This is a genomic window from Burkholderia sp. D-99 (assembly GCF_011605345.1).
Lineage (GTDB): Bacteria > Pseudomonadota > Gammaproteobacteria > Burkholderiales > Burkholderiaceae > Burkholderia.
Genome location: NZ_JAAOXM010000001.1, coordinates 825,945 through 851,800 on the forward strand (window position 1 = coordinate 825,945; position 25,856 = coordinate 851,800).

Sequence of the window (25,856 nt, forward strand, 5' to 3'; positions counted from 1 at the left end):
ACGGCGGAACGCCGCGGCCGGTCGCCGCTTCAGAAAAAAGGCGGGGCGCCCTGTCGGACACCCCGCCTGCGCAAGCCGCTCAGTCCTGCAGCGCGGCCCACATTTCCTTGTCGCGCTGTGCCGTCCAGATGCGCGGATGCGTGATGCCGCTCGCTTCGTCGAACGCGCGCGACACGTCGAACGGCAGGCAGTGCTCGTAGATGAACACGTGGCCGAACTTCGGGTCCATCGCTTCACGCGTGAGCGCCATCGACGCCTTCAGGTCGAGCTTCTGCTCGACGGCCTTGCGGCCCTGCGCGAGCAGCGTCGTGACGAAATCCTTCGTGTAGTCGAGGCCCTTGTTCACTTCGGCCGGGTTCAGCAGCGCGGGGCCACGGCCCGGCACGAGCTTCTCGGCGTTCAGCGCGCGAAGCGCCTCGAGCGTGGCCGGCCACTGCTCGAGCTGGGCGTCGCCGCAGTAGCACGCAGCGTCGTATTCGACGAGGTCGCCCGAGAACAGCACTTTCTGCGACGGCAACCAGACGATCGTGTCGCCCTTCGTGTGGCCCGAGCCGACGTGCATGATCTTCACTTCGAGCTTGCCGAGGAACAGCGTGATCTCGCGCTCGAACACGAGCGTCGGCCAGGTCAGGCCGGGCACCGTCTCGACACCGGCGAACAGGCGCGGGAAACGCTCGATCTCCGACTTCATGTCGGCCTCGCCGCGCTCGACGATCATCTCGTACGTGCCACGGCTCGCGATCACGTGCTGCGCACCTTCGTCGAAATACGCGGACGCGCCGAGCACGCGCACCGCGTGGTAGTGCGACAGCACGACGTGCTTGATCGGCTTGTCGGTCACGCTGCGGATCTTCGCGATCAGGTCCTGCGCCATCGCGGGCGTCGCGGTCGTGTCGACGATCAGCACGCTGTCGTCGCCGATGATCACGCCCGAGTTCGGGTCGCCTTCGGCGGTGTACGCGTACGCGTTCTCGGACAGCTTCGTCCAGGTGACTTTCTTCTCTTCCAGATCGGCTTGGGAGGCGAATGCTTTGGCCATGTTGCGTTCCGTGGCTGCGAGCCATGTGTTGAGGGGAGTGAGCGGATCATCTTCCCGCGCCAAATATTTGTCAATGACAAAGTCGCTTGCTATTGTTTAATACGGGTAAACCTGCGGGCTGGCGCGATAAATGGCGTCGGATACCATGCGGGGTTTCGTCAACGGAAGAATCATCGCGTGCAGAACCACGAAGTCAGCGCAGACGACGCGCCGCCCAAGGCGCAGCGCGGGATCCAGAGCGTCGAGGTCGGCGGCCGGCTGCTCGACGCGCTCGCGCGCCGGCGCAAGCCGCTCGGGCTGTCCGAGCTGGCCGCGGCGGCCGACCTGTCGACCGCGCAGGCGCACACCTATCTCGTCAGCCTGACGCGGCACGCGCTCGTGAAGCGCGACGCGATCACCGGCAACTACGAGCCGGGCCCGTTGTCGCTGCGGCTCGGGCTGATGTCGATCGAGCGCCAGCCGGCCTATCGCGCGGCGCTGCCGCATGCAGCGCGGCTCGCGGAGGCGGTCGGCCTGAGCGTTGCGCTGTCGGTGCCCGGCGCGCTCGGGCCGACGATCGTGCGCATCGAGCACGGCGGCTATCCGCTGCACGTGAACCTGCACGTCGGCTCGGTAATGTCGCTCGACACGACGGCCACCGGCCGTGTGTTCCGCGCGTTCGGCGACCCCGCGCAACTCGACGCGATGGCGGCCAGCCAGGCCGGCGCGGGCGATACGCTGGCGGGCGCCGAGCAGCCGGTGCCCGATACCGGCGTGCCGCAGGCCGAACTCGATGCGATCCGCGCACGCGGGATCGAGCGCGGCGTCGACCTGCCGAGCCCCGGCGTCAGCGCGATGTGCGTGCCGGTGTTCGACGCGGCGGGCAAGCTGCAACTCGCGTTGACGGTGATCGGTTCGCCGGGCTCGATCGATGTCGCCTGGGACGGCCCGATCGCGGCGGCACTGCGCGACGCGGCACGGCAGGCGAGCGCGTCGCTCGACGCGGCGCACGACGCACCGCCGCCCGCATCCGGCCCGGCCCCGGTCGCCCCGCACGTGCCGCCCGCGCTGGCCGACGATGCGAAGGCGCAGCGCGGGATCAATGCGCTCGACAGCACCGGCGAGCTGCTGCTCGCGCTGGTGTCGGCGGGCCGCGCGCTGGCGCTGCGCGATCTCGCGGCAGCGGCCGGCATGCCGGCCGCGAAGGCCTTTCCACACCTCGTCAGCCTGCAGAAGATCGGCCTGCTGAGCCGCGACGACGCGGGCTGCTTCGGCGGCGGCCCGCTCGGGCAGGCGCTCGGCCTGATCGCAATGCAGCGCGTGTCGCCGACCCGCGACGCGGAAGCCGAGATCGTCGCGCTGGCCGGCGCGACCGACATGAGCGTGGCGGCCGCGACGCTCGGCCCGCTCGGCCCGACAGTGATCCGCCTCGAGGAATCGGCGCGGCCGCAGCACGTGAGCCTTCAGGTCGGCACCGTGATGTCGCTCGTCAATACGGCGATCGGACGGATCTTCGCAGCCGGCATGTCCGACGACGTGCTGGCCGACCTGCTCGCCGACGAACCCGTGCGCCTCGCGGGCCGCATCGCCACGCCGGCCGACGACGTGTTCCGCGCGCGGCTCGCGACGATCCGCGCGGACGCGCTCGATTTCGCGTTCGACGCGCCGGTGCCGGGCATCGGGACGGTCGCCGCGCCCGTGTTCGATCACACCGGCAGCATCCGGCTCGTGATCGCGATCATCGGTTCGTCGCGCGGCTTTCCGCGCGGGCCGGACAGCGATCTCGCGCAGGCGTTGCTCGCCGCGACGCGGCGGCTGTCGTGGCGGTTCGGGTGGATCGGCCGGTAAGCCGCCGCCCGCCGCTTCCGCCATCCTCCCCGCTGCCCGAATTCCCGCTCCTGGTTCTGCTTCCATGCGAGGCCGTGCAGGCACGGCCTCACCGCGCCGGTGGGCCACGCCGATGCGCCACGCAAAGACGCCCGATATTCATGTTGCGAAGCAGCAACACAAATTGTCAGTAATTCTCATATAACGAAATCGCATTTCACAAAGCGGAGGTGTTTCGCTATGATTAGGGTTATCCCTAACTCGCCACCTATACGGGGCTTCGTCATGCAAACGTCTAACATCTCCGACCGTTCCACCGAATCCGCTGGCTGGCTCGCACGTATGGGCGAGCTGATTGCAGAAGCTTGGGCACTCCACCTCGAGACCTGCGAAGTCATCGCTGAAGCACACGCACGTCTGCCGCACTAAATGGCGTGACCACCCGCCAGCCGGCGGCACGATGCAGTGCCTGATCCGCTTGCCCGGAAGCGCGCCACGAGGCCGCGGCGCCGGGCAACGTCTGGTGAGGCGAGCAACGTGGAACCCGGCCGGCGTTGTTCCGGTTGAATGCGCTCCCTGCGTCGGGAGCGTGTCGAAGTCGCTTTAAAGCCGATGCCGGCGACAATCGGCATCGAATCGATATCGATTCGGCATCGGCGCGGTTTTGTCTGACGGTTGCCCGGGCGGGCAGCCGTTATCCAGCAAGCACACGCTTACGCCGGATCGTCACGGACGGAAGATTCATCCGTGTTGCCCGCCCGGGTACCGGGCCGCGCCACACGCCTTGTCCCTCGCCCGATTGCCGGCTTTCTCCGCGCATACGCGCAGCTGCATGCGCCGTCGTTTCAACGACGGCCGCCTCTCATCCCGCCTTCCTCACACCTGAATCGACGGCACGTCCTTCATGCAGCGCAGCGCGAACATCGAGCGGCTGTGACGGATGCTCGAAATCTTGTACAGCTTTTCGCGCAGGAAGCGCTCGTAGCCGGCCGTGCCGTCCACCGCGACCTTGATCCAGTAGTCGTACTCGCCCGACACGAGATACGCCTCGAGCACCTCGGGCAGCGCCGCGAGCTCCTCGCCGAAACGGGCGAGCGCGTCGTCCTCATGGCGATCGAGCGTGACTTCGAGGATCACGATGTCCGCATAGCCCAGCTTCCGCTGGTTGACGAGCGCGACATACCCGTCGATGTACCCATCCACCTCGAGCTGCCGTGTGCGGTTCCAGCACGCGGTGGTCGACATGCCGATCTGTTCGGCCAGTTCGGCGTTCGACAGCCGCGCATTTTTCTGCAGTGCACCGAGGATCTTGCGGTCCTGGCTGTCGAGCGTTTTCGGCGAGCGTTCACGTGTGGCCATGGCGAGAAGAATCTTCTACTGAAAACTGGGATTCTATCTGAACGACATTCCGGATTTGTGTCGGTTTGTGTGGAAAAGCGGAAGCCTTTTAATCCGGCCCCTTGATATATTTTTCCCCATGCCTGTTGTCCGGCACGCTCCCCGCGACAACCCCTTCGCACCGGGACGCACGGCCGCAATCACGAGTTGCGGTGCCGGCCAGCAGGCATGCGATTCCCCGCCGCCCGCGCGCCTATCCGGCCGCGCGGCTTCGGCGCCCGTGTTCCTGTTCCTGCCCTATCCGTCATGTCGTTCAGGCTTTACCTCTCGTTTCTCGCTGCTTCCGCCGTTCTCGTCTACGCCCCCGGCCCCGTCAACCTGCTCACGATGAACCAGGCGCTGCGCACCGGCTGGCGCCGCGCGCTGCCATGCGTCTGGGGCGGCACGCTCGCCGTGCTGCTGCAACTCGCGCTGACCGCGCTGTGCCTGAATTCGCTCGTGCATCTCGACGAGCGCGCGCTGACCGTGCTGCGCTGGGCCGGCGCAGCCTACCTCGTCTGGCTCGGCTGCAAGCAATGGCTCAGCCGCGCGCCGGCCGGCGCGCCCGCCGTGTCGACCGGGCCCGCCGTGGCAGCAACGTCGGAGACCGACTCGCATCGCGCGCTGTTCTGGCGCGGCCTTGCGACCTCGGGCCTGAATCCGAAGACGCTGCTGTTCTTCCCGTCGTTCTTCCCGCAGTTCATCGTCCCGAGCGCCGACTGGAGCCTGAACCAGCAGTTCCTGCTGCTCGCCGCGACGTTCGCGGTGCTGTTCGCGGGCGGCGTCGCGTCGATGGCGCTGTTCTCGCACCGGCTGAGCCGCGCACTGCAGCGGCCCGCGCGGATGCGCGCGATGAACCGCGTGACGGGCGGGCTGCTCGTCGGGATGGGCGCGATCATGGTCGGCTGGAACTGATTGAATTGGCCGTGCGGCGCGGCCGCTTCGGTACGTATCGGCCGCGCCGCGGGCGTGGCGGCGCTTCGGCTCGCGCACGGTTCAATGCGACGACAGCCACGCGATCGCGTCCGTCACGACCGGATCCCAGTCGCCTTCGCGCGCCTGCCGAAGCACCGTCGCTTCCGCGACCCATGGCGTCGAGCGCCCCTCGTGCCCCCAGCGCCAGTCGCCCGACGTATTGACCGGCACGCACACCGGCTTGCCCATCATCGCGGCCAGGTTGGAAACCGCCGAATCGACCGCGAATACCGCATCGAGCTCACCGATGCAGGCGGCCGTATCGTCGAAATGATAGATGCCGGGGAGATACCGACTGACGTTGACCACCGGCATGCCGCCGGCCCGCTCCTCGACTATCGGATGGTGAAGCGTGACGAAGTGGACCCGGTCGGCGACCGGGCGCGCCGCGACGATCCGTTCGATCTCCCCGATCGGCATACTGCGGCGTCTGGCCCAGCAACGCATCGCGGCGCCCAGCTCAGGCTCATGGCGCTGGTTGCAATCCCAGAACAGCCCGACCAGTCGCTTCCCCGGATGTTGCGCGCGCAGCTGCTGCGCCCAGGCCTGCGCCGCACGCCGTTTATCGTCGGGCGCCTTCAGGTACGGACGAAAACGGTGTGCGGCGATCGACTGCCCCGTCGTCATCTTCAGCAGCGGGAGTTGCAGCAGCTGGGCGTGCAGGTGCGGCGCGAATGCGTCGACGCGCGCCTGGACGTCATCGGGCAACGGCTCCCGCACGTGCAGCGGGCGCGCGGCGCTGATGACTTCGCAACCGGGCAGCGATGCCTGCATGAGCGCAAGAATCTGGGGGGCGCAGATGAGCATCACGCGCGCGCCGGCCGCTTGCCAGTCGGCCACGCACGCCGCCAGCAGGAAGTTGTCGCCGAAGCCCAGCTGGTGCGTGACCAGCACGCGCCGGCCCTGCAAGTCGGCCTCGCCGGCCCAGTCGGGAACCCCGGCCGGTTGATAGCTCCCGCAGTCGCCGCCGGGCGCATTGCGCTTCTGCCATTGTGTGAATCCGCCCGGATCCCCGGCCTTGAGCATCGACTCGCCGAGCAGGTGTTCGGCGACGACCCGGATCTGCGGGTTGCCCGATGCCGCCAGGTGCCGCGCTTCGCTCAGCAGCGTGATCGCGCGCGCCAGGTCGCCGGCCATCATCAGGCTGTAGCCGAGCCGCAGCCGGTCCAGCAACGGGTCGCCGGCCAGCGCAGCATGACGTACCCAGACCGCGGCCGCCTCGCCGTGATGCCCCTGCAGATTCAGCGCAAGCGCCTGCATGACCAGAAAATCGGCAGCCGCGGGATCGAGCGCCTCGGCCCGCTCCGCCCACGGCACGAGTTCGTCCTCGCGCCGGAGGGCAATCAACAGTTCGCAGATCTCGCGCAGGATCACCGGATTCCGCCAGTCGTTCCCGTACCGGCCAAAAGCCGCCTGCAGCCGCCGCTCGAGATCCAGCTCCATCGCCTCGTTGCTTGCCTGATCGTGCATATGTCGACGCTCTCACGCGCTCCCCAAAGCGCCGATTTTCACCCGAAACCGGTCCGTTGTTGCGCTCATTCCGCGTGAGAACGGCGCGGCGCGCCCGGTACAATCGCGCGATGTCCGAATTGCTCACTTACGGCGGCCTGTTCGCCGTGTCGATGGTTGCCGCGACCCTGTTCCCGCTCCAGTCCGAAGCCGTGCTCGCCGGCCTGCTGCTCGCCGGACGCGAACCCGCGTGGGCGCTGGTGCTCGTCGCGAGCATCGGCAACGTCGCCGGCTCCGTGATCAACTGGGCGCTCGGGCGCGGCATCGAGCACTTCCGCGAGCGCCGCTGGTTTCCCGTCAAGCCCGCGGCGCTCGCGCGCGCCGAGCGCTGGTATGGGCGCTACGGCCGCTGGTCGCTGCTGCTGAGCTGGGCGCCCGTGATCGGCGATCCGCTGACGATGATCGCCGGCGTGCTGCGCGAGCCGCTGCCGTCGTTCCTCGCGATCGTCACCGTCGCGAAAGTCGCCCGGTATCTCGTGATCGTGTGGCTCGTTCCCGGTTGACGCGGTTGACGCGCCGCCCCTGAACCCGCGACGCCCGCACGCAAGCCGCCCCGGCCGGACTACCGTTGCCGCGCGCGCACGGCCGGGCCGCGATACCGGTCCGGCGCACCGGACGCGTCTGCCGGTGTGGCCGCCGGCGCTGCGATTTCGTCGAGCGAGCGGTGGTTGGTGCGCGGCCCGAAGATCCCGATCGACAGCATCACGACCAGCATGCTCGCGCCGATCAGCGCGAACACCGCCGGCACCCCGAGATGCGCGAGGATCAGCGCGATCAGATAGCTGCTCGCCACGCCGGTCAGCCGGCCGAACGAATGGACGAACCCCAGCGCACGGCTGCGGATCGCCGTCGGGAAGACTTCCGCCTGGTACGCGGTCGCGTTGCTCGCGAGCGTCGTATTGCAGAACGTGATCAGGATACCGAACAGGATCACGGCGGCCGTCGACGACGACATCGCGAATGCCGTCCCGAACAGCGCGACGCCGAACGCCGCCGCCACGATCAGCCACTTGCGCTCGATGCGATCGGAGAACAGGCCTGCCGCGAGCGGCGAGAGCGGATACGCAAACGCGATCAGGAACGCGTAGAGCAGGCTCTGCGTCACGGGCGTGCCCCGCGCGGCCAGCAGGCTCGGCAGCCACTGGCTGAAGCCGAAGAAGCCGATGCTCAGGCACGCGTTGAACGCGATCAGCATCAGCGTCCGGCCCCGCAGGCCGGCATCCCACATCGACACCGCGCGCACGGTTTCCGCTTCGCCCGCCGCGACGGGCGGCACATCGGGCAGCGGCCGGCCGTATTCACGCGCGACGCGTGCCTCGATCGCCCCCAGCACCGCCTCGGCTTCGTCCGCGCGGCCGTGCATCGCGAGCCAGCGCGGCGATTCCGGAATCCGCGATTGCAGCCACCAGACGATCACCGCGCCGCTGCCGCCCAGGAGAATCACCCAGCGCCAGCCGGACAGGCCGAGCGGCGCGCGCGGGATGAGCAGCCATGACGCGAGCGCGAGCACCGGCATCGCGAGATAGCCGATCGCGAAACATACGGCAAATGCGCGGCCGCGCATGCCTTTCGGCACGAGTTCGGTGAGGTACGCGCCGATGGTGATCAGCTCGGCGCCCACGCCGATACCCGCGACCAGCCGGCACAGGTGGATGCCGACGGCCGTTTGCTGCACGCACATCGCGAGACTGGCGAGCGTATAGAGCAGCAGCGAGCCGGTGAAGACGGCGCGCCGCCCGAAACGGTCGGCCAGCCGCGCCACGGCGATTTCGCCGATGAACAGGCCGATGAACGTCGCCGCGCCAAGCGTCGCCTGGTCGGACAGGCCGAACAGGCCCTTCGCGCCGACGTGAAAGATCCCGTCGCTGACGAGGCCGGCCGGCAGATACGTCATCTGGAACAGGTCGTAGACCTCGAAGAAGCCGCCGACGCTCAGCATCAGCACGAGGCCCCAGATGCTGGCCGTCGGCGGCAGACGGTCGATGCGCGCCGTCACGGCAAGCGCGGTTGAGTTGGACATGCTGCTGTCTCCGGAAAGGAATTCGGGCGTCGCGCCGCGCTCAGACGGTCGCGACCGGATTGACCGGCGAGCCGACAAGGCCGCGCAGGTGCAGTGGCGGCGCCGTCAACAGGAAGCGATTGCGCCGGTGCTCGCGCAGCCAGCGCGCGAGCGGCGTGAGGTGCCACAACTCGCCGAGATGGATGCCGAGCTTGAAGAGGCACAGCGCGTGCAGCGGCATCAGCGGCCCGCGTTCGGCGCGCGGCAGCGGCGCCCGCGGACGCTCTTCGACCGCGTGGTTGTCCGCGACCAGCGCCGCGAGCCCGGACACGTCGATCCATTCGAGCAGCCGCGGATCGTCGCCGTCGAGCACGCAGCAGGCGGCGTGCACGTCCGGCGCGTGCCCCGGCACCTCGGCTTCGAGCAGCAGGTCGGCGAAGCCGGTATGCAGGCAGACGATGTCGCCGCGCTCGACCACGACTTCGTCGGCCCGCATCACCGCCATGAGATCCGCGTAGCCGACCTTGCGGCGCGCATCGCCGAAATGGTGCCGCAGGTCGATCATCACGCCGCGCCCCTGCACGCCGGTCGCCGCCATGTGCTCGATGCCGAGCGCACGGGCGCCGCCGACCTGCGCGCCGGCCTCCGGCACCCGCACGTGCTCGCCCATCCGGTAGCCGTTGTAGAACACGGCTTCCGCATCGCCGTCGCCATCCGCGTCGAACAAGCCGCCGACGTGCGACAGCGCATCCCATTGGGTCGAGAATTGCGAGTGCAGGCAGAATGCGTCGTCGCATACGACGTCCGTCGCATGCGCGACCTGCTCGTCCGCGCGATAGCCGAAGTACGGCTTGCCGTGCAGCAACGCGGGCATGATCGCGGGCGGCAGCCGCCGCGCGTTGAGCCCCCCGCCGTGCGGCACGTCGAGCGGCAGGCTGAGCGAGAACACGCGCCCCTCGCGCACCTCGCGCACGCCCTCCAGCGTCTTCTGCGGCGTGAGCCAGTTCAGGCGCCCCTTCTGGTCGTCGTCGCCAAAATCGCCCCAGTTCGAGCCGGGCGGCCGGTGTGTCCAGCGCGGTTTCATGTCGGATGTCTCCTTGATTGTCGTTGTCGCGGGCCGCGGATGCGCGTGCCCGCCCCCGTCATCCGTGACGGATCACCCCGCGTTCGGCGAGGCGCGCGAATTCACGCTCGCCCAGCAACGGCTCGAGGATGTCGCGGTTGTTCTCGCCGAGCCGCGGCGCCGGCCGCCGGAACGTGCCCGGCGTCTGGGAGAAGCGTGGCGCGATGTTGTGCATCGGCAGCGTGCCGACGTCCTCGTCCGGCACGTTCACCAGCGCTTCCCGCTCGATCACATAGTGGTCCTGAACAACCTGGCTAATATCGTGGATCGGTCCGGCCGTCACGCCCGCTTCCTCGAAGAACGCGAGATTGTCGGCCAGGTCGCGCGCGGCAATGAAGCCGCCGACGATCTCGTCGAGCTGCTGCGCGTGCTGCACGCGCAACACGTTGGTGCGATAGCGCGGATCGTCCACGAGATCGGGCCGCCCGATCGCGCGAAACAGGCGCTCCGCCATCGTCTGCGTCGAGCTCGACAGGCACAGCCACCGGTCGTCGCGCGTGCGATACGCGTTGCGCGGCGCGGTGTTGGTGGAGCGGCTGCCCGTGCGCGGCTTGACCTTGCCGGTCATCGCATAGTTCGCCGCGGAGGGCCCGAGGATCGACAGCAGCGGCTCGAACAACGACACGTCGATCACCTGGCCCGGCGCGTCGTTCGCCTCGCGCGCCCACAATCCGACCATCACGGCGATCGCGCCGGACAAACCGGCCGTCATGTCGCCGAGAAACATCGGCGGCAGCACCGGTTCGCGGTCGGCGAAACCGTTGATCGCCGCGAAACCCGAGTAACCCTCCGCGAGCGTGCCGAAGCCCGGCTTGTGGCGGTACGGCCCGGTCTGCCCCCACCCGGAAATGCGCGCGATCACGAGCTTCGGCCGGATCGCCAGCAGCACGTCCGGGCCGAGGCCCATCTGCTCGAGCACGCCGGGCTTGAAGCTCTCGATGAACACGTCGGCCTCGCTCACCAGCGCGAGCACGATGTCGATGCCTTCGGGCGTGTGCAAATCGACGCACACGCTGCGCTTGTTGCGCCCGTACACCTTCCAGTTCGTGCTGATGCCGCCCGCGCCGACCGCGCGCAGCGTATCGCCCTGCACCGGCTCGACCTTGATGACGTCCGCACCGAAATCCGCGAGCTGCACGCTCAGCATGTTGCCGGCCATCAGCCGCGACAGGTCGACCACGCGCACGCCCGCCAGCGGGCCGGCGGCGTTCACGTCGAACTGGCGGCCGTGGAGCGGCCCGATCCGGCCCGCGTGGCCGTCTGGTTCGGTTCCGGCTTGCGCCAAGGGTTCCGACATTACGATTCTCCTGGTGGATTAATCCTGCAGTTCGCCTTGCGGGCCGATCACCGCGGGCACGCTGCCCGATACCGGCAAGTCGCCGCCCAGCGTATGGGTCAGTTCGCTTGCCGCGGCCTGCACGCGCGGCAGGTAATCGGCGAGCACCTTCTTGTTGAAGCGATAGCGCGGCACGCCCAGCGAGATCGCGCCGGCCAGCGAGCGGCCCACGCCGAACACCGGGCAGGCGATCGCCGCGCTCTCCGGGTCGCGCTCGGCGATCGACACCGCGTAGCCCTGCTCGGCAACCTTGTCGTAATCGCCGCCGCGCGTGCCCGAGAACGCGAGCAGGACCCGGCCGGCCGCCCCGGCCTCCAGCGGAAAACGGTCGCCTTCGCGCACGTTGGTGTGGACGGCGCGCTGCGCAAACGCGCGGAACAGGCAGACGCGCTCGTCGCCGTCGCGCACATAGAACGCCGAGGTCTCGGCGGTTTCCTCCGACAGCCGCGCCAGCAGCGGCACCGCGTGTTCGCGCAGATGGAACGACTCGCGGTACATCATGCCGAGATGGAACGTGGCCGGCCCGAGCACATAACGGCCGTCGGGCATACGCTTGACGAACTGGAACATCTCGAGCGATTCGAACAGGCGCAGCAACGTGCTCATGTTGAGCCCCGTCGCGTCGCTGACCTGCGCGAGCATCAACCCGTTCGGCGCATCGCCGAACGCCAGCAGCGCCGACAACGCACGATTGACGGCCGAGACGCCGCCATCTGCCTGAGCATTCATACCTACCTCGCAAAGAAAAACCGGGCCGGACGGCGCCGTGGCGCGCCCACACAAAAACAAAAGTGACTTTCATTTTTATGGATGGCGCCCATCCTGTCAACAGGGAACGTCATCGACCGACCTCGTATCAACTCTAAATTCCCTTTGTTTCGTCGGGTAAACATCGATATTGACGAATCCTCTCGATTCGCACAAAAATGAAAGTCACTTTCATTTTATAAAAAAACACATGAAAATCCATGCCACCACCGCACCCGACTGGCGCTCGCTGCTGTACGTACCGGCTCACATCCCGCGCTTCGTCGACAAGGCCGCGACGTGCGGCGCGGACGCGCTGCTGCTGGACCTCGAAGACAGCGTGCCGACGGACCGGAAAGCGCTCGCGCGCGACGCGCTGGCGGCGGCCGTGCCGCGCCTGAAGGCGTCGGGCAGCGACGTGCTCGTCCGGGTCAACAGCTCGCTGCAATGGCTGGCGCTCGACCTGCGCGCCGCCGTGGCCGCCGGAGCCGGCGGCGTCGCGATCCCGAAAGTCCTCGGCGCGTCGCACCTCGAGGCCATCGACGCGCTGCTCGGCGAACTGGAGGACGAACACGGCGTCGCGCACGGCGCGACCCGCGTGATCGCGTTGATCGAGACCCCGGGCGCGTTCGAGGCGAGAGCGCGGATCGCCCGCGCGTCGCCGCGCATCGCCGCGCTGATGCTCGGCGGCGGCGATTTCGCGCTGCACTGCGAGAGTGACGCCAGTGCGGACGTGCTGAACGTGCCCAAGCAGTTGCTGGTCATCGCCGCGCGCGCGGCCGGCGTGCTGCCGCTGGGCCTCGCCGGCACGCCCGACTCGCTCGACGATCTCGATGCGTTCGCACGCATGGCGCAACGCTCGAAGGCGATGGGGTTCGCCGGCGCCACCTGCATCCATCCCGCGCAGGTGCCGATCCTGAACCGCGCATTCGCCCCGACGGACGACGAAACCCGGGCCGCGCAGACGCTGGTCGACGCGTACGAAGCCGCACGTGCGGACGGGCTCGGCGCGCTGCGCGTCGACGGAAAGATGGTCGACGCGCCGGCGGTCGAACGCGCGCGGCGCGTGCTCGCGCGGCGCCAGGCGGCCATGAGCCGCGCGCAGGCCGCGCCGCGCTAGCGCCGGTTCGCGCGCGGCACGGGCTTGCAGCCGTGCCGCCTTGCGTGGCCAGCTGCCGTGCGGCGCCGCGCTACGTGGGTCCGGCACGGCACGTCGCCCCCCTCGGGCGCCGACTGTCACATCGATTCGCATGACCGACACAAACACAACAACACCGAAAAACAGGAGACAAGGATGAAGAAGAAGCTGGTCGCGCTCTGCGGCCTCGGCGTGGCATCCGCCACCGCCAGCGCGCAAGGCAGCCTGACGCTGTACGGCGTCGCCGATATCTACACGGAATACCTCACGCACCAGAGCACCGCCACGCCGGGCGGCTCCGGTTCGCTCGTGCGGATGGGTTCGGGCGGCAAGAGCGGCTCGCGCTGGGGCATCAAGGGCGGGGAAGCGCTCGGTGGCGGCTGGCAGGCCGTGTTCCGGCTGGAAAGCACGATCAACCTCAACAGCGGCAGCAACTCCGGCGGTTTCGACCGCGCCGCCTGGGTCGGCTTCCAGCACGACGCATGGGGCACGCTGCGCCTGGGCCGCCAGTACACGACGCTCTTCGACGTGATGGAACACTACTCGCCGACCGTCGCGTACTCGACGATCTACGAGCCGGCCGGCGCGATCGTCGGGCTGAACTTCCGCGAGAACAACATGGCGAAATATCGCGTGACCTACGGGCCGATCGCGATCCAGGCGCACTACGCGTTCGGCGGTACGCCGGGATCGTTTCGCAGCGGCGCGGCATCGGGGATCGGCTTCGAGTACACGGGGCCGGCGCTGTCGGTGGCCGCCGCCTACGACAACGTCAACGGCACGCAGCCCGCCGACATCACCCATTTCCGGCGCTACGCGGCCTCCGCGATCTACACGGTGGGCGCCGCGCAACTGATCGCGGGCTTCGCCCATGCGAACGGCAGCGTCACCACGCCCGGCGTCGTCACGCGCTTCAATTTCTACTGGCTCGGCACGCGTTACATGGTCACGCCCGCGCTGCAGGTGATCGGCGCGTTCTACTACGAGGACATCGGCAAGCAGAATCCCGCGGCCGGCCAGCCGGTGCCCGATCCCGACAACCCGAAGCAGATCACGGTGCAATTCAACTACGCGCTGTCGAAGGCCACCACGCTCTATCTCACCGGCGGCTACGCATGGCGCGCCGCGCTCGATTTCGACGACTACAACTACCACATCCTCAACTATTCGCTCGCCAGCAACCGCGGCAGTTCGCTGGGCATCGCCGTCGGCATGCGCAAGCTGTTCTAGCGCCGCCCGGCTGCCGCCCGCACGTTCTCAGACTTTTCTTCCCGATGATCCACACCATGAATCGACGCCACTTCCTGTCCACCCTGACGAGCGCCGCCGTCGCGGCCGCCGTACCCTTGCACGCCCGCGCGCAGACGCCCGCGTCGCCCGACACCCTCGCCCATCGGCTGGCCGACTACGCCGCATCGCTGCGTTACGAGAATCTCGACGCGGCCACGGTCGAGACCGTCAAATCGCACTTCATCGACGCGCTCGGCTGTGCAATCGCCGCCCACGACGAAGGGCCGGTGCGCATCGCCCGGCAGGTCGCGCTTGCAACGGGCGGCGGCACGGCGACCCTGCTCGGCACCACGCAACGCACGACGCCCGATCTCGCGGCGTTCGCCAACGGCGCCGCGTTGCGCTATTTCGACCTGAACGACGCATACGCGGGCAAGGAAACCGGCCACCCGAGCGACAACGTCGCGCCGTGCCTGGCCGTGGCGGAATCGGGGCGCAGCAGCGGCCGCGACCTGATCCTCGCGATCGCGCTGGCCTACGAAATCAATTGCCGCCTGATGGACGCGGCCGCGATCAGCCCGCGCGGCTGGGACCACACCTGCTACAGCCTGCCGGCCGTCGCGCTCGCGACCGGCCGGCTGATGGGGCTGACGAGGCCGCAGCTCGTGCAGGCCGTGAATCTCGCGATCAACGGGCACATGGCGCTCAACCAGACGCGCATCCAGGAACTGTCGAACTGGAAAGCGCTGGCCGATGCGGACGCCGCGCGCAACGCGATCTTCGCAACACGCCTGGCGCGCGAGGGATTGACCGGCCCGTCGCCGATCTTCGAGGGCGGAGCCGGCTTCTTCAAGCAGATCTCGGGGGCATTCGACATCGACCTGGCGCAGTTCGGCGGATGGGGCGGGCGATTCCGCATCAACGACTGCATCGTGAAATACTACCCGGCCCAGGGGCTTACGCAGACGTCGATTCCGGCGGCGATCGAAGTCGCCGCGCAAGTCGGCGACCTCGGCCGCATTCGCAGCATCGAGATCGCGACGACGCAGGTCGGCTACGTCACCGCGGGCAAGGACCGGCAGAAATGGGCGCCCGAGACCAGCGAGACCGCCGATCACAGCCTGCCGTACATTGTCGCGCGCGCGATGCTCGACGGCGACATCACGACCTCGAGCTACACGCCGGCGGCGCTGCGCGACCCGAAGCTGCATGCGCTGATCGAACGGATCACGGTCGTGGAAGACCCGGCGTTGACGGTGCGCTATCCGCAGTACGCGCCGAACCGCGTGACCGCCGTGACCGACGACGGGCGCAAGTTCACCCGCGAAGTCGACGACCTGCCGGGTTTTCCGCACCATCCGATGACGCGCGCCGATTTCGAAACCAAGTTCACGCGGTGCGTCCGGCCCTACTGGAAAGCGGCGCAAACCCGCCGCACGCTCGACTGGCTGTGGGGTCTCGACGCTCAGCCGGACGTGTCGACGCTGCCCGCGCTGATGACGATCCGCGCCTGACCCACGCCTGCCCGCTGGCGCGCGTGCGGCGCGCGCGGGCGGCTTACCGTGTCTTCGGGCCCGGCGCGTCGCTGCCCGCCAGGTCGATCGGCATGACCAGAAAATCGGCGGCCTCGCGATCGAACGCCTCGGCCCGCTCCGCCCACGGCACGAGTTCGTCCTCGCGCCGGAGGGCAATCAACAGTTCGCAGATCTCGCGCAGGATCACCGGATTCCGCCAGTCGCGCGATGTCCGAACTGCTCACTGACGGCGGCCTGTTCGCCGTGTCGATGGTCGCCGCGACCCTGTTCCCGCTCCAGTCCGAAGCCGTGCTCGCCGGCCTGCTGCTCGCCGGGCGCGAACCCGCGTGGGCGCTGGTGCTCGTCGCGAGCATCCGCAACGTCGCCGGCTCCGCGATCAACCGGGCGCTCGGGCGCGGCACCGAGCACTTCCGCGAGCGCCGCTGGCTTCCCGTCAAGCCCGCCGCGCTCGCGCGCGCCGAGCGCTGGTATGCGCGCTACGGCCGCCGGTCGCTGCTGCTGAGGTGGGCGCCCGTGATCGGCGATCCGCTGACGGTGATCGCGGACGTGCCGCGCGAGCCGTTGCCGAACTTTCTCGCCATCGTGACGATCGCGAAGGTCGACCGTTACCTGGCCGTCGCGTGGCTCGTGACGCACTGACGCCCGCTGTCTTCTCGCGCGCCTGCCTGCCCGCCATCGACGGCGTTCCGCTAAAGATTTCGCCAAAGTTGCCGTATTAAGCGGACGTCTAGCGGTGACGCGTGCGTTCCGCCCCTCCCCCTCCCCACTCAGGATGTTTCATGAGATTGACCCAATTGGGCCGGGTGAGCGTCGGCGCGCGTCTGGCCGCGCTGGCGTGCGCGCTCGTCGCCCTGCTGTTTACCGTGTTCGCGTGGACACTCGCCCATTTCGCCGGCCAGCAGCTCGCTGAAGAAGCGCACCTGCGGATCGCCGACAAGGAGCAGTCGATCCGCGCGATGGTCGACCTGTTCGACAAGGCGCTGACCGCCGAAGCCAATCGCTCGATGTCGCTGTTCGCGAGCTTCCTGCCGGCCGACTTCTCGCTCGACCCGGCGCGCACCGTCGACATCGGTGGCGTCGCCGCGCCGACGCTCCTCGCGGGCGGCCAGCCGCTCGACCTCGATTATTCGATTCCCGACCAGTTCCTGAAGAAAAGCGGCGCCATCGCGACGATCTTCGCGCGCGACGGCGACGATTTCGTGCGCATCACGACATCGCTGAAGAAGCAGGACGGCGCGCGCGCCGTCGGCACGAAGCTCGACCGCGCGGGCCCCGCATACGCACCGCTCGTCGCCGGACGCGTGTACACGGGCCTCGCGAAGCTGTTCGGGCGGCCGTACATCACGCAATACAAGCCGGTGACCGATGCGACCGGCCGCGTAATCGGCGCGTTGTTCGTCGGGCTGGACATCGGAGCCGAACTCAAGCTCGTCGAAGACGGCATCCGTTCGCTGAAGATCGGCAGCAACGGCTACTACTTCGTGCTCGACGCATCGCAGGGCCCGTCGCGCGGCACCTTCGTCGTGCATCCCGATACGGCCGGCGGGCCCGCCGACGACACGCGCGCGCCCTACGCGCAGATGCTCGCTGCCGGCGAAGGGCAGCTCGCGTACACGTCGACCGACCCGGCCGCGCACGACAGCGGGCCCACCGCGAAATTCGTGTCGTTCACGACGATTCCGCAGTGGCAATGGCTCGTCGGCGGCATCGCACTCGACGACGAACTGCTCGCCAGCATGCGCGCCACCCGCAACCGCTTCCTGATGATCGGCGCGTTGCTGGTCGCGGCGTTCGCGACGCTATTCGTCATCGTGGTACGTCGCGTCGTGAGCCGGCCGCTCGATGCGGCGGCACGCGCCTCCGAGCGCTATGCGGCGGGCGATCTCAGCATGCGCATCCGCGATGACGCAGCCACGCGCGGCCACGCGGGCAACGACGAGATCGGCCGGCTCGTGCAGGCGGTCGACGGGATCGGCGACGGCCTCGCCCGGATCGTCGAGCAGGTGCGCAACAGCTCGGCCGACATCGCGCGCGGCACGGTCGACATCGCGGCCGGCAGCGGCAACATGGCCGCGCGGATCGCGACGCAGGCGAGCAGCGTCGAACAAACGGCAGCCAGCATGGAACAGATCACCGCCGCCGTGCAGCAGAGCGCCGAGCACGCGGCGCAAGCCAACGCGCTGGTCGCCGACGCGTCGGCCGCCGCGACGAACGGCGACGCCGCGGTGCAGAGCGTGGTCGCGACGATGGACGACATTGGCCGCGCAACGCGCCGGATCGCCGAGATCACGGGCACGATCGAAGGCATCGCGTTCCAGACCAACATCCTGGCGCTGAACGCGGCCGTCGAGGCCGCGCGCGCGGGTGAACACGGCAAGGGCTTCGCGGTGGTCGCGGCGGAGGTGCGCACGCTCGCGCAGCGCAGCGCGGCTGCGGTCAAGGAGATCGACGCACTGAGCGCCGAATCGTCGACGACCGTCGAACAGGGTTACCGGATCGCGGACGCCGCGCGTGGCACGATGCGCGACATCGTCGCGCGCGTCGACCAGGTCCGCACGCTGATCGGCGAGATCAGCGCGGCGTCGCGCGAACAATCGACCGGCATCGAACAGGTGAACCTGGCCGTCACGCAGATCGGCGACGCGACGCAGCAGAATGCGTCGCTGATCTCGGACGCCGAACGCGCGGCCGTCGCGCTGCGCGACCAGGCCGCGCAACTGTCGGACGCGGTCAGCGTGTTCCGGCTCGAACGCGACGCGTGACGGACGCCGGATGATCGGCCAAGGCCGGGCGGGTCGCCTACTTCTTGTCGCCCGCCAGGTCGATCGCCTTGTCCGAGCCGACCGCGTTGCGCAGCTGGAATTTCTGGATCTTGCCGGTCGACGTTTTCGGCAGCTCGCCGAACCGCACGGCCTTCGGCACCTTGAAGCCCGCGAGCAACTGCCTGCAATGCGCGACGATCTCCTCTTCGGTCGCGCTCGCGCCTTCGCGCAGTTCGACGAACGCGCACGGCACTTCGCCCCATTTCGGGTCGGGCATCGCGACGACGGCGGCGACCGCCACGGCCGGATGCCGGTACAGCGCATCCTCGACCTCGATGCTCGAGATGTTCTCGCCGCCCGAGATGATGATGTCCTTCTTGCGATCCTTGATCCGGATATAGCCGTCCGGCGTCAGCACCGCAAGATCGCCGGTATGAAACCAGCCGCCGTGGAACGCGTCGTCGGTCGCCTTCGGGTTCTTCAGGTAGCCCTTCATGCAGATGTTGCCGCGGAACATGATCTCGCCGAGCGTCTCGCCGTCGGCCGGCACCGGCGCCATCGTGTCGGGATCGAGCACCGTCGCGCCCGCTTCGAGGTGGTAGCGCACGCCCTGGCGCGCATTGAGCCGTGCACGCTCTTCATCGGGCAGTGCCTCCCAGTGCGCCTGCTTCGCGCACACGGTCGCCGGGCCGTAGACCTCGGTCAGCCCGTACACGTGCAGCAGGTCGAAGCCGATCTCCTTCATCTTCGCGATCACGGCCGGCGCGGGCGCCGCGCCCGCCACCATCGCATGCACCGTGTGGTCGATGCCGGCGCGGAATTCGGCCGGCGCGTTCGCGATCGCGCTCTGCACGATCGGCGCACCGCAGTAGTGCGTGATGCGTTCACGACGGATCAGGTCGAACACCGTCTTCGCATCGAACTTGCGCAGGCAGACGTTCACGCCCGCGCGCGCCGCGACCGCCCACGGGAAGCACCAGCCGTTGCAGTGGAACAGCGGCAGCGTCCACAGGTAGACGGCATGCTTCGGCATGTCCCATTCGAGGATATTGCTGATCGCCGCGAGATACGCGCCGCGGTGGTGATAGACGACGCCCTTCGGATCACCGGTCGTGCCGGACGTGTAGTTCAGCGCAATCGCGTCCCATTCGTCGGCGGGCGGCGTCCACGCGTAGTCGGCGTCGCCGCTTGCCACGAGCGCCTCGTAGTCGGTCGCGCCCGCGAAGCGCGCGGGGTCCGCCGGCATCGCATCGGCCACGCTGACGATCTTCAGGCCCGGCACCTCGAGCGCCGCGCGATGCGCGAATTCCGCATACTCGGTGTCGACGATCAGTACCTTCGCCTCGCCATGACGCAGCATGAACAGCACCGACGACACGTCGAGCCGCGTGTTGATCGTGTTCAGCACGGCGCCCGCCATCGGCACGCCGAAGTGCGCCTCGACCATCGCCGGGATGTTCGGCAGCATCGCCGCGACCGTGTCGCCGCGACCGACGCCGAGCCGCGCGAGTGCGCTCGCCAGCTGCTTCGCGCGCGTGTAGGTTTCGCCCCAGGTGCGCCGCACGTCGCCGTGCACGATCGCGAGGCGCTCGCCGTAGACTTCCGCCGTCCTGACCAGGAAGTCGATCGGGGTGAGTGGCACGTAATTGGCGTCGCGGCGGCCGAGTCCGGCCTCGAACATCTGCGTCATGATCCTGTCTCCCGTGTCCTGTCGACCGAGGCCCATCCACCCCGGATCGTTTTGATGTGGTTCAATTGCCGACAGCCTAACGGGCGCTATTGTGAGCCGTCTGTCATCGAAACGACAGAGTGCCTTTCACGCGCTGCGCGTTATCCCTATCCTCGCAAACCCGCACCCATGCACGACCCGCTCGCCGCACTGTCCGACGCGCCCGCCCACCCGGCCGACGCCCCTTCCGAACCGGGCCCGCCGCCGGCGCTGGCCACGCTGTTCGGCCAGTGCGCCTGGTTCCGCACGCTCGCGCCCGAGCACCAGGCGCTCGTGCTCGCGCAATCGCGCGTCGAGCAGTGCGAGGCCGGCGACGTGATCGCCCATCGGCTCGCGCCGTCCGAATACTGGATCGGCGTGCATCGCGGGCTGCTGAAGCTCGCGATCTTCAATGCGTCGGGGCGCGGCTGCACGTTCTCGGGCGTACCGTCGGGCGGCTGGTTCGGCGAAGGCAGCGTGATCAAGCGCGAACTGCGCAAGTACGAGGTCGTCGCGATCCAGCGCTCGACCGTGCTGTTCGTGCCGGTCGACACGTTCCACGCGCTGCTCGACACGAGCCTGCCGTTCACGCGCTTCGTGATCCACCAGTTGAACAACCGGATGGGCGAGTTCATCGCATCGATCCAGAACAGCCGGCTGCTGGACGTCGACGCACGCGTCGCGCAGGCGCTCACGCAGCTTTTCAATCCCGACCTGTACCCGGACACCGGTCCGTCGCTGTCGATCTCGCAGGAGGAACTGGGGATGCTCGTCGGCGTATCCCGGCAGCGCATCAACCAGGCGCTGCAGCAACTCGAGAAGCTCGGCGCGCTGCGGCTCGCGTACAACCAGATCGACGTCGTCGACCTGGGGGCGCTCGCGCGCGTCGGGATGGAGCAGATCTGAGCGCGGGCCCATGAACGCAAGCGCTGCAAACGCGATCGACTCGTCCGGTATCACGGCCGTTTTCCGGCCGCAGCACCCCGCCGCGTTTCCTCTGCTGAATCGGCACCGGGCCGCCCCGCCCCAACCTGACAATTCCGCCAGTTTCGCGACAGTAACCCGTTCCATGCCGACGCCTATCATTCGGGTTCCCTTTACCCACGCCTGATCACCGCCTGTCCCGCTGCCTCCATGTGGATTGTCAATCTCGCGCTCAGGCGCCCCTACACGTTCATCGTCATGGCCATCATGATCGTGCTGGCCACCCCGCTTGCGCTGATGCGCACGCCGGTCGACGTGCTGCCCGCGATCAACATCCCCGTGATCAGCGTCATCTGGAATTACAGCGGCTTCTCCGCGACGGAGATGACGAACCGCATCACGTCCGTGCATGAGCGGATCCTGACGACGACCGTCAACAACATCCAGCACGTCGAATCGACGTCGCTGCCCGGCATCGCGGTCGTGAAGGTGTTCCTGCAACCGGGCGCGAACGTGCAGACGGCGATCGCGCAGACGGTCTCGTCCGCGCAGGCGATCGTGCGGCAGATGCCGCAGGGTGCGACGCCGCCGCTCGTGATCACCTATTCGGCCTCGAGCATTCCGGTGATCCAGCTCGGGCTGTCGAGCAAGACGCTCAGCGAACAGTCGCTCGCCGACATCGCGCTCAACTTCCTGCGCCCGCAGCTGATCACGGTGCCGGGCGTGCAGATCCCGTTCCCGTACGGCGGCCGCACGCGCGTGGTCGCGATCGACCTCGATCCGCAGGCGCTGCTCGCGAAGGGGCTCACACCTGCCGACATCGTCAACGCGGTCAACGCGCAGAACCTCGTGCTGCCGACCGGCACCGCGAAGATGGGCCAGACCGAATACCGGATCGACACCAACGCGTCGGCCGATACCGTCGCCGACATCAACAACCTGCCGATCCAGACGGTCAACGGCGCGACGACCTACCTGCGCGAGGTGGCATCGGTACGCGACGGCTTCGCGCCGCAGACCAACGTCGTGCGCCAGAACGGCCAGCGCGGCGTGCTCATCTCGATCCTGAAAAGCGGCGACGCGTCGACGCTCAAGGTCGTGTCCGACCTGAAGGCGCTGCTGCCGAAAGTGATCCCGACACTGCCCGAAGGGCTCACGATTACGCCGCTGTTCGACCAGTCGGTGTTCGTCGACGCGGCCGTCCAGGGCGTGATTCACGAAGCGCTGATCGCCGCCGTGCTGACCGCGATGATGATCCTGCTGTTCCTCGGCAACTGGCGCAGCACGCTGATCATCGCGATCTCGATTCCGCTGTCGATCTTCACGTCGCTGATCGCGCTCGCCGCGCTCGGCGAGACCATCAACATCATGACGCTGGGCGGGCTCGCGCTCGCGGTCGGGATCCTGGTGGACGACGCGACGGTGACGATCGAGAACATCGAGCGGCACCTGCATCTCGGTACGAACCTTCACGACGCGATCCTCGAAGGCGCGGGCGAGATCGCGGTGCCCGCGTTCGTGTCGACGCTGTGCATCTGCATCGTGTTCGTGCCGATGTTCTTCCTCACGGGCGTCGCGCGCTTCCTGTTCGTGCCGCTCGCGGAAGCCGTCGTGTTCGCGATGCTCGCGTCGTACGTGCTGTCGCGCACGCTGGTGCCGACGCTCGCGATGCTGCTGTTCCGCCCTCAGCAGGCGAGCACCGGCCCGGACCATTCGACGTCGCGCTTCGCGCGCATCCATCACGCGTTCAACGAAGCGTTCGAGCGGCTGCGCGCGTGGTACATCGTGCTGCTCAGCATCCTGCTGGTGCGCCGCCGCTTCTACGCGATGTGCTTCCTCGGCTTCTGCGTGCTGTCGACGGGCCTCGTGTTCGTGCTCGGCCGCGACTTCTTCCCGAATGCCGATTCGGGCAACATCCGGCTGCACATGCGCGCGCCGACCGGCTACCGGATCGAGGAAACCGCACGCCTCGCCGACCAGGTCGAGCGCGTGATCCGCGAAACCGTGCCGCCCGACGAGCTCGGTGCGATCGTCGACAACCTCGGCCTGCCGGTGAGCGGCATCAACCTGTCGTACAGCAACGCGGGCACGATCGGCACGCTCGACGGCGAGCTGCTGATCGCGCTGAAGCCCGGCCACCGCGCGACCCAGCACTACGTGCAGGCACTGCGCACGGTGCTGCCCGAACGCTTCCCGGGTGTCGAGTTCTTCTTCCAGCCGTCGGACATCATCACGCAGATCCTCAACTTCGGCCAACCGGCCGCGATCGACCTGCAGGTGCTCGGCAACGATCTCGCGAGTAACATGACTATCGCGAGCAGCCTGATGAAAAAGTTCAGGCAAATCCCCGGTGCCGTCGACGTGCACGTGCTGCAACGCAACGACGAGCCGACCCTGCTGGCCGACATGGACCGTACGCGCATGCAGCAGCTCAATCTCTCCGCGCAGAACGTCGCGCAGAACATGCTGATCTCGCTATCCGGCAGTTCGCAGACGACGCCGTCGTTCTGGATCAACCCGCGCACCGGCGTCCAGTACCCGCTGCAGATCCAGACCCCGCAATACAACATCGCGTCGGTCGACGATCTGCTCGGCACGCCGATCTCGGCGAGCGGCCGCACCGGCATGCCGCTGCAACTGCTCGGCAACCTCGTGCAGGTGCGCAGCACCGCGAACCCGGCCGTGATCACGCACTACAACATCCGCCCGGCGATCGACGTATACGTGAGCGTCGAAGGCCGCGACCTCGGCGCGGTCGCGGGCGAGATCGACCGCATCGTGTCCGATGCGCGCGCGACGCTGCCGCGCGGCACCGAGCTGACGATGCGCGGCCAGGTCGAGACGATGCGCACGTCGTATATCGGCCTCGGCGCGGGCGTCGCGATGGCGATCGTGCTCGTCTACCTGCTGATCGTCGTCAATTTCCAGTCGTGGCTCGACCCGCTGATCATCATCAGCGCGATGCCGGCCGCGCTCGCGGGCATCGTCTGGATGCTGTTCATCACCGGCACCCACCTGAGCGTGCCCGCGCTGACGGGCGCGATCATGACGGTGGGCGTCGCGACCGCGAACAGCATTCTGGTCGTGTCGTTCGCGCGCCAGCGTCTCGCGGCCGGCGCACCGCCGCTCACGGCCGCGCTGGAGGCCGGCGCGACGCGGATCCGGCCGGTGCTGATGACGGCGCTCGCGATGATCATCGGGATGGTGCCGATGGCGCTCGGTCTCGGCGAAGGCGCCGAGCAGAACGCGCCGCTCGGCCGCGCGGTGATCGGCGGGCTGCTGTTCGCGACCGTTTCGACGTTGCTGTTCGTGCCGCTCGTGTTCGGCGGCGTGCATGCGCGGCTGGCCCGCCGGCGCGCGCGCCACGCCGGACACTGACTTTCGTCCCACTACCCGGTTGATTTGGTTGAATTCATGGAAGAGAAACATCACAGCGCCGTCGGCATCCAGGTGGACGAACACGGCATGCACCTGCCGACGCGCACATCGGTGTCGCGGCGCGGTCGAATCGTCCTGATCGTGATCGGCGTGCTGCTGGCTGCCGGCGCCGCGCGCACGGTCTTCGTCAACGTGCTGAACCGCAACCGGCTCGACGCGGTCGCCGAGCAGAACACGCGCCAGTACGTGAGCGTCGCGCATCCGGTCGATGCGGCCACCGGCGGCAAGCTGTCGCTGCCCGGCACGCTGCGCGGCTTCGTCGAGGCGCCGATCTACGCGCGCGCGAGCGGCTACGTGCTGCGCTGGCAAGCCGACATCGGCGCGCACGTGAAGCAGGGCCAAGTGCTCGCCGAACTCGACACGCCCGAGCTGAACCAGGAACTCGCACAGGCCACCGCGCAGCGCCAGCAGGCGCAAGCCGCACTCGCGCTCGCGAAGACGTCGTTCGACCGCGCGCAGCAGCTGCGCCAGCGCGATGCCGTCTCGCAGCAGGAACTCGACGACCGGCAAGGCGCGTTCAACCAGGGCACCGCGAACCTCGCCGCGGCCGACGCGAACATGCGCCGGCTCACCGAGCTGAAAGGCTTCCAGCGGATCGTCGCGCCGATCGACGGGATCGTCACGCAACGCAACGTCGATGTCGGCGATCTCGTCAGTTCCGGCAACGCGGGCCGTTCGCTGTTCACGGTCGTGCAGGCCGACCGGCTGCGCCTCTACGTGCAGGTGCCGCAGGCGTACGCGCAGCAGGTGAAGGTCGGCCAGCACGTGAGCGTCGCGCAGGCCGAGCTGCCGGGCACGACATTCGACGGCACGATCACGCGCACGTCCGAGGCGATCGACGTCGCGACGCGTTCGCTGCAGATCGATATCACGCTGCCGAACCCGGACGGGCGGCTGCTGCCCGGCGCCTACGTCCAGGCGACGCTGCCGATGACGCCGGTCGGCCGGCTGCAGGTGCCGGCCAATACGTTGCTGTTCCGCGCCGAAGGCCCGACGGTCGCGACGGTCGACGCGAACGGCCAGGTGCGCCTGAAACAGGTGACGGTCGTGCGCACGATCGGGCAGACACTCGAAGTCGACGGCCCGCTCACGCCGAACGACCGCCTCGTCACGAACCCGAGCGACGCGCTCGCCAACGGCGATCAGGTGATCGTCTCGGCACCGGCCGCGAAGCCGGCATCCGGCGCCGCGGAGGCGAAGTCGTGATCGC

At 68.4% G+C, this 25,856-nt stretch carries 20 protein-coding genes; 11 read left to right on the top strand and 9 right to left on the bottom strand.

From position 1 onward, the window contains the following. Nucleotides 1-79 precede the first annotated feature (79 nt). Nucleotides 80-1,039: an MBL fold metallo-hydrolase gene (locus HAV18_RS03625; RefSeq protein WP_166952884.1), complete on the bottom strand. Its 960-nt coding sequence runs from the start codon at nucleotides 1,037-1,039 to the stop codon at nucleotides 80-82. A 177-nt stretch (nucleotides 1,040-1,216) separates the two neighbouring features. Here HAV18_RS03625 and HAV18_RS03630 point away from each other — a divergent pair, with 177 nt between their 5' ends. Continuing rightward, nucleotides 1,217-2,866 (top strand): IclR family transcriptional regulator C-terminal domain-containing protein, encoded by a 1,650-nt coding sequence (locus HAV18_RS03630; RefSeq protein WP_166952887.1) that lies wholly within the window; start codon nucleotides 1,217-1,219, stop codon nucleotides 2,864-2,866. Nucleotides 2,867-3,721: 855 nt separating this feature from the next. Here HAV18_RS03630 and HAV18_RS03635 read toward each other — a convergent pair. Beyond that, entirely contained in the window at nucleotides 3,722-4,204 is a 483-nt protein-coding gene (locus HAV18_RS03635; RefSeq protein ID WP_021159229.1) for an Lrp/AsnC family transcriptional regulator, read from the bottom strand. Nucleotides 4,205-4,489: 285 nt separating this feature from the next. On the opposite strand from HAV18_RS03635, the gene HAV18_RS03640 reads away from it, so the two are divergent. Continuing rightward, nucleotides 4,490-5,137, top strand: coding sequence for a LysE family translocator (locus HAV18_RS03640; protein ID WP_166952890.1), 648 nt, complete (start codon nucleotides 4,490-4,492; stop codon nucleotides 5,135-5,137). Nucleotides 5,138-5,218: 81 nt separating this feature from the next. Here the strand turns inward: HAV18_RS03640 and HAV18_RS03645 are convergent, their stop codons facing one another. Beyond that, entirely contained in the window at nucleotides 5,219-6,667 is a 1,449-nt protein-coding gene (locus HAV18_RS03645) for a hypothetical protein (RefSeq protein WP_243771531.1), read from the bottom strand. Nucleotides 6,668-6,777: 110 nt separating this feature from the next. On the opposite strand from HAV18_RS03645, the gene HAV18_RS03650 reads away from it, so the two are divergent. Then, the gene (locus HAV18_RS03650; protein ID WP_166952893.1) at nucleotides 6,778-7,209 is read left to right on the top strand and encodes a YqaA family protein; all 432 of its coding nucleotides are present in this window, start codon (nucleotides 6,778-6,780) and stop codon (nucleotides 7,207-7,209) included. Nucleotides 7,210-7,268: 59 nt separating this feature from the next. On the opposite strand, the gene HAV18_RS03655 is transcribed toward HAV18_RS03650, so the two are convergent. From HAV18_RS03655 to HAV18_RS03670, 4 genes are read right to left on the bottom strand one after another with little or no spacing between them, the layout of a single operon-like run. Next, nucleotides 7,269-8,726 (bottom strand): MFS transporter, encoded by a 1,458-nt coding sequence (locus tag HAV18_RS03655; RefSeq protein ID WP_166952896.1) that lies wholly within the window; start codon nucleotides 8,724-8,726, stop codon nucleotides 7,269-7,271. A 40-nt stretch (nucleotides 8,727-8,766) separates the two neighbouring features. Next, nucleotides 8,767-9,789, bottom strand: a complete 1,023-nt coding sequence (locus HAV18_RS03660; protein ID WP_166952899.1) for a cyclase family protein — start codon at nucleotides 9,787-9,789, stop codon at nucleotides 8,767-8,769. Nucleotides 9,790-9,847: 58 nt separating this feature from the next. After that, nucleotides 9,848-11,125, bottom strand: a complete 1,278-nt coding sequence (locus HAV18_RS03665; protein WP_166952902.1) for a CaiB/BaiF CoA-transferase family protein — start codon at nucleotides 11,123-11,125, stop codon at nucleotides 9,848-9,850. A gap of 18 nt (nucleotides 11,126-11,143) precedes the next feature. Next, nucleotides 11,144-11,893 (bottom strand): IclR family transcriptional regulator, encoded by a 750-nt coding sequence (locus HAV18_RS03670; RefSeq protein WP_166952905.1) that lies wholly within the window; start codon nucleotides 11,891-11,893, stop codon nucleotides 11,144-11,146. A gap of 229 nt (nucleotides 11,894-12,122) precedes the next feature. Between HAV18_RS03670 and HAV18_RS03675 the strand changes: the two genes are divergently transcribed. From HAV18_RS03675 to HAV18_RS03685, 3 genes are all read left to right on the top strand, one after another. Then, the gene (locus HAV18_RS03675; protein ID WP_166952908.1) at nucleotides 12,123-13,031 is read left to right on the top strand and encodes a CoA ester lyase; all 909 of its coding nucleotides are present in this window, start codon (nucleotides 12,123-12,125) and stop codon (nucleotides 13,029-13,031) included. A 174-nt stretch (nucleotides 13,032-13,205) separates the two neighbouring features. After that, complete coding sequence (locus HAV18_RS03680; protein WP_166952911.1) at nucleotides 13,206-14,279, top strand: porin; 1,074 nt, start codon at nucleotides 13,206-13,208, stop codon at nucleotides 14,277-14,279. A 56-nt stretch (nucleotides 14,280-14,335) separates the two neighbouring features. Continuing rightward, entirely contained in the window at nucleotides 14,336-15,793 is a 1,458-nt protein-coding gene (locus HAV18_RS03685; protein WP_166952914.1) for an MmgE/PrpD family protein, read from the top strand. Between the two features lie 43 nt (nucleotides 15,794-15,836). Here HAV18_RS03685 and HAV18_RS03690 read toward each other — a convergent pair whose 3' ends face one another. Continuing rightward, nucleotides 15,837-16,001, bottom strand: a complete 165-nt coding sequence (locus HAV18_RS03690) for a hypothetical protein (RefSeq protein WP_166952917.1) — start codon at nucleotides 15,999-16,001, stop codon at nucleotides 15,837-15,839. Between the two features lie 20 nt (nucleotides 16,002-16,021). On the opposite strand from HAV18_RS03690, the gene HAV18_RS03695 reads away from it, so the two are divergent. After that, the gene (locus HAV18_RS03695) at nucleotides 16,022-16,453 is read left to right on the top strand and encodes a YqaA family protein (protein ID WP_166952920.1); all 432 of its coding nucleotides are present in this window, start codon (nucleotides 16,022-16,024) and stop codon (nucleotides 16,451-16,453) included. A 140-nt stretch (nucleotides 16,454-16,593) separates the two neighbouring features. After that, on the top strand, nucleotides 16,594-18,576 hold the full coding sequence (locus HAV18_RS03700; RefSeq protein ID WP_166952923.1) for a methyl-accepting chemotaxis protein: 1,983 nt from the start codon (nucleotides 16,594-16,596) through the stop codon (nucleotides 18,574-18,576). 37 nt (nucleotides 18,577-18,613) lie between these two features. Here HAV18_RS03700 and HAV18_RS03705 read toward each other — a convergent pair whose 3' ends face one another. Further along, entirely contained in the window at nucleotides 18,614-20,266 is a 1,653-nt protein-coding gene (locus HAV18_RS03705) for an acyl-CoA synthetase (RefSeq protein WP_166952926.1), read from the bottom strand. 168 nt (nucleotides 20,267-20,434) lie between these two features. On the opposite strand from HAV18_RS03705, the gene HAV18_RS03710 reads away from it, so the two are divergent. The 3 genes from HAV18_RS03710 to HAV18_RS03720 all read left to right on the top strand — a co-directional run bounded on the left by HAV18_RS03710 (nucleotide 20,435) and on the right by HAV18_RS03720 (nucleotide 25,852). After that, complete coding sequence (locus HAV18_RS03710) at nucleotides 20,435-21,190, top strand: Crp/Fnr family transcriptional regulator (protein ID WP_166952929.1); 756 nt, start codon at nucleotides 20,435-20,437, stop codon at nucleotides 21,188-21,190. Nucleotides 21,191-21,418: 228 nt separating this feature from the next. Further along, nucleotides 21,419-24,586 carry an efflux RND transporter permease subunit gene (locus tag HAV18_RS03715; RefSeq protein ID WP_166952932.1) on the top strand — a complete coding sequence of 1,056 codons (3,168 nt, stop codon included), beginning with the start codon at nucleotides 21,419-21,421 and terminating at the stop codon, nucleotides 24,584-24,586. A 36-nt stretch (nucleotides 24,587-24,622) separates the two neighbouring features. Continuing rightward, nucleotides 24,623-25,852: an efflux RND transporter periplasmic adaptor subunit gene (locus HAV18_RS03720; RefSeq protein ID WP_166952935.1), complete on the top strand. Its 1,230-nt coding sequence runs from the start codon at nucleotides 24,623-24,625 to the stop codon at nucleotides 25,850-25,852. Nucleotides 25,853-25,856: the final 4 nt, after the last annotated feature.